Consider the following 12,960-nt stretch of genomic DNA (forward strand, 5'->3'; position numbering starts at 1 on the left):
TCGGCTGCGCTCAGCATGACCGTTCCCTCATCACCCCATTACCTCATCACCCCATCGCCTAAACCCCAAAATCTGCCACTTCCACTACGGCGCCCGGCGCTAAATCCGCCAGCCAGAGGCTGCCCACCCGCACCCGCAGCAGCCGCAGCGTGGGGAAGCCCACGGCCGCCGTCATCTTGCGCACCTGGCGGTACTTGCCTTCGGTGAGCGTGATGGACACCCAACTGGTGGGGCCGTGCCGGTCGTCGCGAATTTTGCGGGTGCGCGGTGCGAAGGCGGGCGCGGGGTCGAGGCGGCGGGCGGCGCAGGGGCTGGTGAGGTACTTCACGTCGTGAATACCAATCTCGACGCCGGTTTGCAGGTGCTCGATGGCCTGGTCGTCAATTAACCCATCAACTTGGGCGTAGTACTCTTTTTCGATTTTCTTGCCGCGCACCAGCTCGCTCATGCGCCCGTCGGTGGTGAGCAGGAGCAGGCCTTCGCTGTCCTCGTCGAGGCGGCCAATGGCCATGATGCCGGGGGGGAAATCGTGGAACTCGCCCAGCTTTTTCTTCTTGGCCTCGCCCACGAATTGGCTGAGGTAGCCATAGGGCTTGTGGAGGAGGAAGTGTTGGTGGGGCATGCACTAACTGTGAAATTGGGGTCGGCCGCGGCCCTGACGCTACTCCGCTGCTTCTACTTCCACGCGCCGGTTGCGAGCGTCGGGCGAGGGGTAGCGCGGGCGGGCGTCGCCGTAGCCCACGGTGCTGATGCGGCCGGCGGCCACGCCTGCCGCCACAAGATAAGCCCGCACCGCCTCGGCCCGCTGCTCGGACAGGGCCTGGTTTTTTTCGGGCTCGCCCACGCGGTCGGTGTGGCCGGCCACGCGCAGCTGCACCGTGGGTTGGGCCCGCAGCTCAGCGGCCAGCTGGTCGAGGGCCGGGCGGGCCTCGGGCAGCAGTTCGGCGGTGCCCACCCGAAACAGTACCGTGGGCAGCACCACGGGCCTGGGCGCCAAAATGGGCGCGGGGGAAGGGCGTAATGTATCGGGGCGCACGGGCCGCGCGCGGGTGGGCGCTACCGCTTTGGGGGCGGCGGCCCCGGTCACGCGGATGGTGATGGGCACCACCGGGCTTTGGCTGGTGGAGTAGTAGCCTTGGGCGAGGTAGAACGTCGTGGTTTTGCTCAGCTTGGCGCGGTAGGTATTGCCCGTGGCTACGGGTTGTTTTAGGGCGGCATCGGCGTACCAGCGCACGTCGCGCCCCGTCACGCGCAGGGTGCTCAAAACTCCGGCTGCCACGGTCGCCGTCGACTTCAGCTTGACGCGGTAGAACGTGAACAGGCCGGCGTCGCAGTCGCCATCCGGCCGGTAGGTGGCCCGGCCGGTCAGCTTTTCCTGGGCCGCGTCGTAGCGCAAGGTGATGGCGCCCTGGCACCAGAAGCCGGTGTCGGTGGGCTGGGTTTCTTCTAGCAGCCGCAGGTGGTTGAGCTGCAGGCCGGTGCTGGTGCGGCGGCCCTGCATCTGAAAAGTAGCCGAATTGGCGGGTCGCCCCCCCACTTCCTGGTAGAGCACGCCAAACACAGCGGTGCCCTTGCCGGCCTGCACGCGCAATACTGCCGGCCAGAAGAGGGTCGCCCCGGGGTCGGCTTCCACGCCCTGCCACACTCCCGTCAGGAATTGGGCGTGCGCGGGCCCGGCCGGGCAAAAACCGCCCAGCAACAGGGTTCCGAGGCCGTACCAAAAGCTGCGTTTCATGGCGCCGAAAATACAGCCGGTTCGTGGTTTGTTCGGCGCAGCGGTCCCGGCGCCAGCTTTGCGGCCTGCCCCGCCGCTGCTAGCCCAGGTCCGCCAGGTCCTCCGCGCTCAGTTGAATAGCCGCCGCCTTCAGATTTTCTCGCAAGTGCACCAGCGACGACGTGCCCGGGATGGGCAGTATCCAGGGGGACTTATGCAGCAGCCAGGCGATGTTAATCTGGGCTTCGGTGGCGCCGTGCTTCTGCGCTACTTCAACCAGTTTGTTGCTCGCATTGGGCAAGCCGTGCACCAGCGAGAAAAAGGGAATGAGCGGGATGCCGTGCTGCTCGCACAGGTCCAGGACTTCTTCGCCGCCCCGCGTCTCGCCGTACGGGCCGCTCAGGGTATTGCGCTGGGCGTAGCCGTACATGTTCTCCACGGTCGCGATGGGCCCCAGCTCGAGGCCGGTTTCCAGCTCTTCGCGGCTCACGTTGCTCAGGCCCACGTGCCGGATTTTGCCTTCGCGCTGCATTTCAAACATGGCCCCGAGCTGCTCGGCCAGCGGCACCGGGCCGTGGCCCATCAGCCGCAGGTGCACCAGTTGAATCTGCTCCTGCTTCAGGGTGCGCAGGTTGTTCTCGATGCTGGTGCGCAAGTTAGCGGGCGTGTTGAAGGGCACCCAGCTTTTATCGGGTCGGCGGGTAGCGCCCACCTTGGTGCAGATAACCAGGTCGGCCGGGTACGGATGCAAGGCTTCCGCAATCAGGCGGTTCGTCACGTCCTCGCCGTAGTAGTCGGCGGTGTCGATGAAATTCACGCCGCCAGCCACGGCGGTTTTCAGGATTTCCAGGGCCTGGGGCCGGTCAGCAGGCTCGCCCCAGATGTCGGGGCCGGTGAGGCGCATGGTGCCGTAGCCGAGGCGGCTGACGGTGAGGGGCTGGTCGGAGTGTGGGGCGATGGTGATGGTCATGCGCCTATAGTCGCACTTGAGGCCGGTTTACTTTAAGCCCGTGTATGCACTTAACCGTCCGGTCATGCAGAGCGCAGCGAAGCATCTCGCGTGAACTACTGCACGATTTAGGCTATGCCGCTATTCATTTACTACCCCAACAACTCCTGAAACGCCGCCAGAAACTTCCCCACGTGGTAGCCATCGGCCAGCCCGTGGTGCACGTTGATGGACACCGGCATAAGCGTGGCTGCGCCTTCCGCGTAGGTCTGGCCCACTGAAATCTTGGGGCAGCTGTCGGGGTGGCGGAAGCTGCGGGCGTGGGTGAGGCCGGTGAAGCGCACCCACGGCAGGGCCGAGAAGTGGATGACGTCGGGCCGGCCGGTGGTGGCGTTCAGCCGCAGGCCCTGGCTGGCCTGCACGGCCGCGATTTCGGTCGTGGCTGCGGGCATAAAGGCATCCAACTCGTCGTGTTGCTCGATAAAAGAAAACCCAAACGTGTGGTCGGCCCGGGCTATGGTGGCCGAAGCATGGATTCGGTCATAGCAATACACCTGCCCGTCCTCGATGCGGTAGCGGAAGGCCTCTACCTGGTTCACCGCCTGCAAGGCTGTGTGCAGGTAGTACAAGAAAAACGGCACTCCCAGCCGCTTGGCTTCGGCCAGCGCACGGGTGCAGTCCACGGTGGCCACCAGACCAAAGAAAGGCTCTTCAAACGCCGAGAAGAAGGCAAAATGCTCGCGCCGGTTCCAGCTAGCCAGGTCAATCAGGTGCTTCATAGGCCGGCAAAGTTCGGGGATTCCTGCTTCACTGGGCACTGGGGCGAGTGGTGGCTTTGCTCATACTCGCGCCAGTTTGGAGGTACTTCCCTGAAGCAGTTTTTAAAGCAAAACCCGGCAACTCATTTCTGGTAAAACGCGCCACAGGTGCTCATTCTTCGTCGCCGTCGAGGCGGGCCGTGAGCGCATTTTTAATGAACTGCTTTTCGTAGTGCCGGTTGCGGCGGCTCTTCTTGGCCTCGGCGCGTTTGCCCAGCCGCTTATCGACCACGATTTCGCTCAACTGGTTCAGGTCGGCGAGCTGCCGGATGTCGTTGGGGGAGTTGCGCCGGACCATGAAGCAGCGGGAGGAGTTTCAAGGTCCTAATCCAGGGCGGAGGCGAAAGTTGGGCACCCCGCGCTCCCCACCGCCGCTGCCGAAGCTTCGTTTGTCTTAGTGACGCGCTCAAATGGCCCCTGCGCCCGCCCCAATGCCCTTGGCGCCTCTCAAAGCCGCTGCTGAAGCTTAGTGTGTTTCGAAACTACGCTTGGTATGGCGAGTAAGGAGGCTAAGCTTGCTTCAATTTAAGGTTTGTCGTGATTATTTTATTGCGAAACTTCAAAGCATAAAAAGTATTTCCTCCAAATGCGTAAGGAAGTCTGCCTTTGTAAGAACCACGGTTTCTGACATTGAAATACACAGCGTCATCATCAATAATTATCACCAACTTATATCCTTTGTTCATGCCCCATGAATCAATTTGAACTGTTTTTGTGAATTTGTCATCAATGTTCACATCGGCCCATTTTAATTCTTTAAGCGACTGATTTACCAGAAGTAAGTTTTCGGCTAGGCTCAAACCTGTGACTACTTTATCTATGTTTCTTTCAGTATTAAAAGCATAGATTGTATAAGCCGCAAGCGCTAAGAAGAAGGTGAAACAATACGCCTTTACATACTCTGGTTCATTGAGCGGCCCCCAATTGAAAAATAAGGCTAATCCAAATCCTAAGCAGCCTATTGCAGGTGCAAATAGCGCGAGAAACTTATCACCCTTATTATCGAGTGAATCTGGCGGGAGTTTCTTATTTCTTATAATTTCAATCTGATTCATTCGAGGCATTAAGAAATGAAAAGGCGTGCCACCCAAGCAAGGTAGCACGCCTTTTTGATTTACTAAACTCGGTTTACATATTGCGTCGGTACTGGCCGCCGACCTCAAACAGCGCGTTGGTAATCTGGCCGAGCGAGCAGTATTTCACTGTTTCCATCAGCTCGGCGAAGAGGTTGCCGTTGGCCACGGCGATTTGCTGGAGCTGCTGGAGGCGCGCTGGGGCCTGGTCGGCGTGGCGCTGGTGCAGCGGGTTTTATTGAGCGACGGGCGTAGGATGTAAATTAGAAGATTCCAGCTGCTGCTTAATATACTGCTGCAATTCTTGAAAACTCATGTTTTCGGTTTCCTGAGAAATCTTGGTGCGGATGTCGCGCATCATGTTCACCGCATCGAATGACTTTGGGGCTTTAGTCGTTTTCATAAGTGACAAGGCCTCTAGGGCTTTTGAGCGGCCAGTTGCGACGCATCTATCACTGCTTGTATCGCCCCCAATAGCGCCGGGAGTTCGGTGAGAAAATAGCGTTGCTCGTCCAAAATGAACTCGTCGCCTTCGTACTTCAAAAAGCGCCACTCGATGCCCGTCGTAGAGCAGCCGTAGATGGTGCGGATGGGGTTTTTCTCTTGCTCATTCAGGCGACGGGCCGCGATGAGCTGCGCCGCGCATTGGATTGTGCCCATTTCCAGGTCCTGCTTTTTAGCTTCGGCAATGCAGAAGACCGGCGACGCAATAAAGTCCTGAATGCGGCTGAAAGAAAAGATGAAATCACATTCGCCCCGCAGCCCCGCCCCGATGTCCACATCCAGATTCATCCCCGAATAAATAGAAAATGAGTGATGATTCAAGTCGCTTACCTCCATCAACACGGGAGTTACCAGCCGTTCCGAGCGAGACTTTTCGCTGTTGAAACCCAATTCCTGGCCCTTACGCAAAGCTTCCCGTAACCAATTGGTCGGCTCTATGGGAGTAAGCTGTGGAAAAAGTGTTTCCGTGCGAAACTGCACATTGAATTGCTGCCGTAAGTCAAAAACGGAAAAATCACTGTAAGCCATAATTCAGTTGAAAAGCGTCCGTCAAAATCCGTTTAATCTGCGGGCTACATATTGCGTCGGTACTGGCCGCCGACCTCAAACAGCGCGTTGGTAATCTGGCCGAGCGAGCAGTATTTCACTGTTTCCATCAGCTCGGCGAAGAGGTTGCCGTTGGCCACCGCTATTTGCTGGAGCTGCTGGAGGCGCGCCGGGGCCTGGTCGGCGTTGCGCTGGTGCAGCAGCTGGAGCATGTCGATTTGGTACTGCTTTTCCTCCTCCGTGGCGCGGATGACTTCGGCCGGCACCACCGTGGGTGAGCCCTTCGACGAAAGGAAGGTATTCACCCCGATGATGGGGTACTCGCCGGTGTGCTTCAGCATCTCGTAGTGCATGCTTTCCTCCTGGATTTTGCCGCGCTGGTACATGGTTTCCATGGCCCCGAGCACGCCGCCGCGCTCCGTGATGCGGTCGAATTCGAGCAGCACGGCCTCTTCCACCAGGTCGGTCAGCTCCTCGATGATGAAGGAGCCTTGCAGCGGGTTTTCGTTTTTGGCCAGCCCCAACTCCCGGTTGATGATGAGCTGAATGGCCATGGCGCGGCGCACCGATTCCTCGGTGGGCGTGGTGATGGCCTCGTCGTAGGCGTTGGTGTGCAAGCTGTTGCAGTTGTCGTAAATGGCGTACAGCGCCTGCAGCGTGGTGCGGATGTCGTTGAAGTCGATTTCCTGGGCGTGCAGGCTGCGGCCCGAGGTCTGGATGTGGTACTTCAGCATCTGGCTGCGGGCGTCGGCGCCGTACTTCAGCTTCATGGCTTTGGCCCAGATGCGGCGCGCCACCCGCCCAATCACGGCGTACTCCGGGTCGATGCCGTTGGAGAAGAAGAAGCTCAGGTTCGGCGCGAAGTCGTTGACGCTCATGCCCCGGCTCACGTAGTATTCCACAAACGTGAAGCCGTTGCTCAGCGTAAGGGCCAGCTGGGTAATCGGGTTGGCCCCGGCCTCGGCAATGTGGTAGCCGGAGATGGATACGGAGTAGAAATTCCTCACCTTTTCGGTGATGAAATATTCCTGCACGTCGCCCATCAGGCGCAGGGCAAATTCGGTGCTGAAAATGCAGGTGTTCTGGGCCTGGTCTTCCTTCAGAATGTCGGCCTGCACGGTGCCGCGCACCTGCGTCAGCGTCTTGGCCTTGATGGTGGCGTACACGTCGGCGGGCAGCACCTGGTCGCCGGTCACGCCGAGCAGCATGAGGCCGAGGCCGTCGTTGCCGGCCGGCAATTCGCCCTGGTAGCGGGGGCGGGCCAGACCGGTAGCGGCGTAAATCTGGTCAATTTTGGTATCAACCTCCGCTTCCAGCCCGTTTTCCTTGATGTAGAACTCGCACTGCTGGTCGATGGCCGCGTTCATGAAAAAGGCCGCCAGCGTAGCCGCCGGGCCGTTTATCGTCATCGACACCGACGTGCTGGGGTTGGCCAGGTTGAAGCCCGAATACAGCTTCTTGGCATCGTCGAGGCAGGCGATGCTCACGCCGGCGTTGCCGATTTTACCGTAGATATCGGGCCGCACGTCTGGGTCTTCGCCATACAGCGTCACCGAGTCGAAGGCCGTGCTCAGGCGCTTGGCGGGCAGGCCCAGGCTCACGTAGTGGAAGCGCCTGTTTGTCCGCTCCGGTCCGCCCTCGCCGGCAAACATGCGTGTTGGGTCCTCACCCTCGCGCTTGAAAGGAAACACGCCGGCCGTGTAGGGGAATTCGCCGGGAAAGTTCTCCTGCATGGCCCAGCGCAGGCGGTCGCCCCAGCCCGTATAGCGCGGCACTGATACTTTCGGAATCATATTGCCCGACAACGACTTGGTGTGCGTCTGCACCCGGATTTCCTTGCCTCGCACCGAGTACACGTACTCCGGATTACGGTAGTTTTGCAGCGTGCCTTCCCAGTTCTCCAGAATGGCTTGGCTATCGGCATCAAGGCGGCGGAGCTGGGTTTGCTTGTTCTTGCCGAATTCCTCCACGGTGCCGTCTTTTTTCTCGGCGCGGTAGTGCTCTTCGAGCTTGGCAAAGGCCCCTGCAACTTCCGCAATGTGGGCTTGCTCGCGCACGCGCTGGTCGTAGGCGCGGTTGCTTTCGGCAATTTCGGAGAGGTAGCGGGTGCGGTGCGGCGGGATGATGTAAATCTTCTCCGAATCCTCCACTGTGGTTTCCAGCTGCGAGGCGAAGGTGGCGCCGGTTTTGGTTTCCAGCATCTTCAACACGGCCCGGTAGAGGCGGTTCATGCCGGGGTCGTTGAACTGCGAGGCAATGGTGCCGAACACGGGCATTTCGTCCATGGGCGAGTCCCACAGACCGTGGTTGCGCTGGTACTGCTTGCGCACGTCGCGCAGGGCGTCGAGGGCGCCGCGCTTGTCAAATTTGTTGAGGGCAATGACGTCGGCAAAATCGAGCATATCGATTTTCTCCAGCTGCGTGGCCGCGCCGTACTCGGGCGTCATCACATACAGGCTGGCGTCGGAGTGCTCGATGATTTCGGTGTCGGACTGGCCGATGCCGGAGGTTTCGAGGATAATCAGGTCGTAGTTGGCGGCCTTCACCACGTCCACCGCATCCTGCACATACTTGCTCAACGCCAGGTTGCTCTGGCGCGTGGCCAGGCTGCGCATGTACACCCGCGGCGAGTTGATGGAATTCATCCGAATCCGGTCGCCGAGCAGGGCCCCGCCCGTCTTGCGCTTGCTGGGGTCGACGGATATAATGGCAATGGTCTTGTCCGGGAAATCCATCAGGAAACGCCGCACCAGCTCATCTACCAGCGACGACTTGCCCGCGCCGCCCGTGCCGGTGATGCCCAAGATGGGGGCTTCTTTAGTTGTCCGTTGTTCGTTGTCAGTTGTCAGGTCGTTCGGGTTGACTTTTTCGCCCGCCACTACCAACTGACAACTATCAACTGACAACTGCGACTTGACCAGCTCAAACTCCTCGGGGAAGTTCTCGGCTGCCGAAATCAGGCGCCCAATGCTGCGGGCGTCCTTCTCCTTCACGTGGCCGGCCTCGCCGTTCAAGTGCTGGCCGGTGGGGAAGTCGGCCTGCTCCAATAGGTTGTTAATCATGCCTTGCAAGCCCATGGCCCGGCCATCATCGGGCGAGTAGATGCGGGTGATGCCGTAGCCTTGCAGCTCGGCTATTTCCGTGGGCAGAATCACGCCGCCGCCGCCGCCGAAGATTTTGATGTGGCCCGCGCCGCGCTCCTTCAGCAGGTCAAACATGTACTTGAAATACTCGTTGTGTCCGCCCTGGTAGCTGGTGAGGGCAATGGCCTGGGCATCTTCCTGGATGGCGCAGTCCACGATTTCCTGCACCGAGCGGTTGTGCCCCAGGTGAATCACCTCCGCACCGCTGCTCTGAATAATGCGGCGCATGATGTTGATGGCCGCGTCGTGCCCGTCGAACAAGGCGGCGGCCGTGACGATGCGGACGTGGTTCTGGAGCTTGTAGGGCGCGGTGGGAGCGGGGTGCATAGTGGGAGGGTTTTTGGGGACGACGAAGGTACGGAAAACGCCCCGGCGGGGCGGCCGGGGCGTTTTGGACAAAGCGAACAGCAAGGGCCTTGAGCTTAGCGCAGCTTCCGCAAATCCAGCACAAACCCCACCAGCACGTCCTCGCCCGAAAGCTCCCGCTCAAACCCTTGCACGGTTTCGTAGCCCGCCTGCTCGGCGCGGAAGATATAGGCCGTCTCGTCGTCGCAGGAGAGCAGCCAGCCCAGCGCGGTGCCATTCTCGCGGTACTCTTCCATTTTGGCCAGCAATATTTTCAGCGAATCGGTTTTTGAACGCAGCTCTACCACAAACGGCGGGCAGACGGCCGCGAATTTCTCCTGCTGCTCCGGGCTCAGCGCGTTCCACTGCGCGGCGGGCACCCACGAAGCATCGGGCGAGCGCACGGCGCCGTTGGGCAGCGTGAAACCCGCGTTGGAATCGAAGATTTCGCCCGCTTCGGGGTGCTGGTTCCACCACATGCCGAGCTGGGTGATGAGCCGGGCATTGCGCTTGCCGGTGAGCGAGAAAGTCGGGGCCATAATCAGAATTTCGTGCTGCGCGTTGCGCTCAATGCGCCACTTACGGTGCTGCTGGCAGAAGTCGAAGAACTCCGCCGGGCTCATGCGGCTTATGTAAGGGTCGTCCAAAACCAACGGCTCATCGGCGAAGAGTGCGTTCATGACAGCAAGGGGATGAGTGAGGTAGCAAGTTACGGCCAAAGCGTGTTGACGGCCTCTGCGATAAAACAGGCCCAAACGCCAACAGCCGGGCCGCCCATTGGCGGTCCGGCTGTTGGTTCAGGTTCAGCAGATGCTCAAGCGGCAGCGGTTTCTTTGGCGGCTTTGGGCTTTTTCACACCGGGAATCAGGCCGTGCGGGTTGATGACGAATTTCTTCGCCACGCCGCTGTCGAACTCGGCGTAGCCCTCGGGCGCCTGGTCGAGGGTGATGACCTCAACGTTCACGGCTTTGGCAATCTGCACTTTATCGTACAGAATGGCTTGCATGAGCTGGCGATTGTAGCTCATCACGGGCGTCTGGCCGGTGTGGAAGGAGTGGCTCTTGGCCCAGCCCAGGCCGAAGCGGATGGACAGGCTGCCCTTCTGCGCCGCTTGGTCCTGCGAGCCGGGGTCGGCCGTGACGTACAGGCCGGGGATGCCGATGGAGCCGCCCGCGCGGGCAATTTCCATCAACGAGTTGAGCACGGCGGCGGGCACCTCCGTTTTGGCCTGGGTGCCGTGGCCGCTGGCCTCAAAGCCCACGCAATCAACGGCGCAATCGACTTCGGGCACCCCCAAAATCTGGGCAATCTGGTCGGCCAGGTTGGCGTCCTCGTTCAGGTCCACGGTTTCGCAGCCGAAGGAGCGGGCGTGCGCCAGCCGGGCCTTGTTCATGTCGCCCACAATCACCACGGCGGCGCCCAGCAGCTGCGCCGAGGCGGCAGCGGCCAGCCCCACCGGGCCGGCCCCGGCGATGTACACGGTGGTGCCCGGCCCCACCCCGGCCTTCACCGCGCCGTGGAAGCCGGTGGGGAAAATGTCGCTCAGCATGGTCAGGTCGTGGATTTTCTCCATGGCCTGGTCCTTATTCGGAAACTTCAGCAGGTTGAAGTCGGCGTAGGGCACCAGCACGTACTCGGCCTGGCCGCCCACCCAGCCGCCCATGTCCACGTAGCCGTAGGCGCCCCCGGCACGGCCTTCGTTCACGGTCAGGCAGATGCCGGTTTTCATCTCCTTGCAAGTGCGGCAGCGCCCGCAGGCCACGTTGAACGGCACCGATACGAGGTCGCCCTTCTTCAAAAACTCGACGTCCTCGCCGGCCTCAATCACCTCGCCCGTGATTTCGTGGCCCAGCACCAGGCCGGCCGGGGCCGTGGTCCGGCCGCGCACCATGTGCTGGTCCGACCCGCAGATGTTGGTGGAAACCACTTTCAAGATGACGCCGTGGACAATTTTTTTGCCCTTCGGGTTTTTCAACTCGGGAAAATCAATGCTCTGGACCTCAACCTTACCGGGACTCAGGTACACTACGCCTCTGTTGCTAGCCATGATGCTGGGGATTAGGAGTGGGGGATGCTGGAAAAAAAATAACGCCCTGTCGAGCCGGCCAAGACGTCGCGCTGGGGCAGCAATCAAAGGCTGGGAACGATTGAGTGACTGCCGCAGCGCGACGTCCCGGCCGGCCTGGCCTGGCGGGCTGATTAGGACGAAAACTGCGGGCTACTTGCCCTCCACGGCCTGCTGGCCGGCCTCGGCCACTGCGTGGTCGTCTTCCACGGTGCTGCCCGACACGCCAATGCCGCCGACGACCTGGCCGCTGCCGTCCTTAATGGGAATGCCGCCGGGGAAGGTGATGAGGCCGCCGTTGGAATGCTCAATGTTGAAGAGCGGGCCGCCGGGCTGCGAAAGGCCGCCAATGGCGCCGGTGGGCATGTCGAAGAAGCGGGCCGTTTTGGCCTTCTTGACGGAAATGTCGAGCGAGCCGAGCCAGGCACCGTCCATGCGGGCGAAGGCCACAAGGTTGGCGCCGGCGTCGACCACGGCAATGTTCATTTTTACGCCCATGGCAAGGGCTTTCTGGTGAGCGGCTTGCACCGCGGCTTGGGCTTGTGCGAGGGTAATACCCATGGCTGTTTGGGGGGTTAATTAAGGAGAGATTACCGCACAAACAACGGCATTCCGGCGGCGGCGGTCAACCCCCGGCTTCTCTTTGCGACTATACCCAATCATCTTTGCGACTATAGCACCGAGGCCAGCCAAAAGCAGCCGTGCTCTTCCCAAAGGACGTTTCGGGTGCCCCGGTCCACCCGCCGAACAGGTCCTCCCGCAGGGGCCAGCTCAGCCGTCCCGCTTCGCCGCCTGCTACTTAACGAGAAAAACTACAGCCCAAATGCCACGGGAGGGCTTAGCGCCAGCCGCCAGGTCAAGGCCAGCACCACCGCCACCGCCACCGGGCCCCAGGCCACGCGAGTGGGCTGCGGGCGGCGCACCGTCTCGGCAAATACTTCGTTGAGGCAGCCCAGGGACAGGGGCAGCACCAGCAAGCCCATCATGCCCAGGTGCAGGGCCTCGTGCACGGTGAGGTACGGCAGCTTGGCCAACGCCACGAACGCGCCGCCCGCCACCCAGGGCACCACCAGGGTGCACCCCACCATCAGCCGGCGGTTGGCGTGGCGCATCACCGTCTTGGAATCGTGCGCCTGCAGGAACGCCACCGCCCCGAAGTAGCCCAGCACCAGCTGCACCAAGCCGGCCAGCAGCGCCAGCAGCACGTTGGCCGCGTTGCCCAGGCGCAGCAGCCAGTCGGACACGTACCAGAAGCCCGACTGCGTGAACGTGTCGGCCAGCAACGCCCCAAATACCGCATTGCACGCGTGGAACGCCACCCACAGCAGCAGCAGCTTGAGCTGCCCGCGCCGGGCGCGCTCCCGCAACCAGTACCAGCGCAGGGCCAGCACCCCCAGCAGCAGGCACATCGCCGGCCCGATGCCGTTGGTGGTGATGATGGCCGTGGGCCACCATTCCCCGTCGGCCATGGTGTACACGATGCGGCTCGGGTCCCAGGTGCCCCGCAGCTTGTAGAAGTCCGACAGCCCCACTTTGGCCACCTGGTGCGCGCCCCACACCAGGTAATACGCCAGCACGTACAGGGTCGTGCCGTTGAGGGCCGCAATCAAAAACTTGCGGTTGCTGGTTATCAGCGGGGCGGGGGGCAGCGCAGAAGTTTCTGGTTGCATGGGTGAAATTGAACCAACCGGGCAATCAGCAAAACTAAGCCGCCAACCGGAATTGCCCGAACTCCCCGCGCCAGGAACCGCCTGGCTTTTGCGCCCTCCGGTTCGTACCTTCGTAAACTGAAAAACCGCCTCC

The 12,960-nt window shown here is 61.1% G+C and carries 13 protein-coding genes; all 13 read right to left on the reverse strand.

The genetic code is table 11. From position 1 onward, the window contains the following. Positions 1-58: 58 nt before the first annotated feature. The 13 genes from RMO51_RS05900 to RMO51_RS05960 all read right to left on the reverse strand — a co-directional run bounded on the left by RMO51_RS05900 (position 59) and on the right by RMO51_RS05960 (position 12,827). Entirely contained in the window at positions 59-622 is a 564-nt protein-coding gene (locus tag RMO51_RS05900; RefSeq protein WP_310392895.1) for a pseudouridine synthase, read from the reverse strand. A gap of 39 nt (positions 623-661) precedes the next feature. Then, entirely contained in the window at positions 662-1,735 is a 1,074-nt protein-coding gene (locus RMO51_RS05905) for an OmpA family protein (RefSeq protein ID WP_310392896.1), read from the reverse strand. Positions 1,736-1,814: 79 nt separating this feature from the next. Further along, positions 1,815-2,684, reverse strand: a complete 870-nt coding sequence (locus RMO51_RS05910) for an aldo/keto reductase (protein WP_310392898.1) — start codon at positions 2,682-2,684, stop codon at positions 1,815-1,817. 131 nt (positions 2,685-2,815) lie between these two features. Next, a complete protein-coding gene (locus tag RMO51_RS05915; RefSeq protein ID WP_310392899.1) occupies positions 2,816-3,442 on the reverse strand; it encodes a chloramphenicol acetyltransferase in 627 nt (208 codons plus the stop codon). 151 nt (positions 3,443-3,593) lie between these two features. Continuing rightward, positions 3,594-3,779, reverse strand: coding sequence for a hypothetical protein (locus tag RMO51_RS05920; protein ID WP_310392900.1), 186 nt, complete (start codon positions 3,777-3,779; stop codon positions 3,594-3,596). Positions 3,780-3,990: 211 nt separating this feature from the next. Further along, positions 3,991-4,536: a hypothetical protein gene (locus tag RMO51_RS05925; RefSeq protein ID WP_310392902.1), complete on the reverse strand. Its 546-nt coding sequence runs from the start codon at positions 4,534-4,536 to the stop codon at positions 3,991-3,993. A 253-nt stretch (positions 4,537-4,789) separates the two neighbouring features. Further along, positions 4,790-4,957, reverse strand: a complete 168-nt coding sequence (locus RMO51_RS05930) for a hypothetical protein (RefSeq protein ID WP_310392904.1) — start codon at positions 4,955-4,957, stop codon at positions 4,790-4,792. A 14-nt stretch (positions 4,958-4,971) separates the two neighbouring features. Beyond that, positions 4,972-5,586: a hypothetical protein gene (locus RMO51_RS05935; protein WP_310392905.1), complete on the reverse strand. Its 615-nt coding sequence runs from the start codon at positions 5,584-5,586 to the stop codon at positions 4,972-4,974. Between the two features lie 44 nt (positions 5,587-5,630). Then, positions 5,631-9,074, reverse strand: a complete 3,444-nt coding sequence (locus RMO51_RS05940) for a methylmalonyl-CoA mutase family protein (RefSeq protein WP_310392907.1) — start codon at positions 9,072-9,074, stop codon at positions 5,631-5,633. A gap of 95 nt (positions 9,075-9,169) precedes the next feature. Then, a complete protein-coding gene (locus RMO51_RS05945; RefSeq protein WP_310392909.1) occupies positions 9,170-9,772 on the reverse strand; it encodes a Uma2 family endonuclease in 603 nt (200 codons plus the stop codon). A 134-nt stretch (positions 9,773-9,906) separates the two neighbouring features. Next, positions 9,907-11,139 carry a formaldehyde dehydrogenase, glutathione-independent gene (gene fdhA, locus RMO51_RS05950; RefSeq protein WP_310392911.1) on the reverse strand — a complete coding sequence of 411 codons (1,233 nt, stop codon included), beginning with the start codon at positions 11,137-11,139 and terminating at the stop codon, positions 9,907-9,909. A gap of 171 nt (positions 11,140-11,310) precedes the next feature. Beyond that, positions 11,311-11,718: a heme-binding protein gene (locus RMO51_RS05955; RefSeq protein ID WP_310392913.1), complete on the reverse strand. Its 408-nt coding sequence runs from the start codon at positions 11,716-11,718 to the stop codon at positions 11,311-11,313. 251 nt (positions 11,719-11,969) lie between these two features. Next, on the reverse strand, positions 11,970-12,827 hold the full coding sequence (locus RMO51_RS05960) for a hypothetical protein (protein WP_310392915.1): 858 nt from the start codon (positions 12,825-12,827) through the stop codon (positions 11,970-11,972). Positions 12,828-12,960: the final 133 nt, after the last annotated feature.

This window comes from Hymenobacter sp. (assembly GCF_031398885.1).
GTDB lineage: Bacteria > Bacteroidota > Bacteroidia > Cytophagales > Hymenobacteraceae > Hymenobacter.

What these genes read in the sequence shown, in the direction of transcription:
- RMO51_RS05900 (WP_310392895.1), bottom strand. Translation starts at nt 622, where the DNA reads ATGCCCCACCAACACTTCCTCCTCCACAAGCCCTATGGCTACCTCAGC.
- RMO51_RS05905 (WP_310392896.1), bottom strand. Translation starts at nt 1,735, where the DNA reads ATGAAACGCAGCTTTTGGTACGGCCTCGGAACCCTGTTGCTGGGCGGT.
- RMO51_RS05910 (WP_310392898.1), bottom strand. Translation starts at nt 2,684, where the DNA reads ATGACCATCACCATCGCCCCACACTCCGACCAGCCCCTCACCGTCAGC.
- RMO51_RS05915 (WP_310392899.1), bottom strand. Translation starts at nt 3,442, where the DNA reads ATGAAGCACCTGATTGACCTGGCTAGCTGGAACCGGCGCGAGCATTTT.
- RMO51_RS05920 (WP_310392900.1), bottom strand. Translation starts at nt 3,779, where the DNA reads ATGGTCCGGCGCAACTCCCCCAACGACATCCGGCAGCTCGCCGACCTG.
- RMO51_RS05925 (WP_310392902.1), bottom strand. Translation starts at nt 4,536, where the DNA reads ATGAATCAGATTGAAATTATAAGAAATAAGAAACTCCCGCCAGATTCA.
- RMO51_RS05930 (WP_310392904.1), bottom strand. Translation starts at nt 4,957, where the DNA reads ATGAAAACGACTAAAGCCCCAAAGTCATTCGATGCGGTGAACATGATG.
- RMO51_RS05935 (WP_310392905.1), bottom strand. Translation starts at nt 5,586, where the DNA reads ATGGCTTACAGTGATTTTTCCGTTTTTGACTTACGGCAGCAATTCAAT.
- RMO51_RS05940 (WP_310392907.1), bottom strand. Translation starts at nt 9,074, where the DNA reads ATGCACCCCGCTCCCACCGCGCCCTACAAGCTCCAGAACCACGTCCGC.
- RMO51_RS05945 (WP_310392909.1), bottom strand. Translation starts at nt 9,772, where the DNA reads ATGAACGCACTCTTCGCCGATGAGCCGTTGGTTTTGGACGACCCTTAC.
- fdhA (WP_310392911.1), bottom strand. Translation starts at nt 11,139, where the DNA reads ATGGCTAGCAACAGAGGCGTAGTGTACCTGAGTCCCGGTAAGGTTGAG.
- RMO51_RS05955 (WP_310392913.1), bottom strand. Translation starts at nt 11,718, where the DNA reads ATGGGTATTACCCTCGCACAAGCCCAAGCCGCGGTGCAAGCCGCTCAC.
- RMO51_RS05960 (WP_310392915.1), bottom strand. Translation starts at nt 12,827, where the DNA reads ATGCAACCAGAAACTTCTGCGCTGCCCCCCGCCCCGCTGATAACCAGC.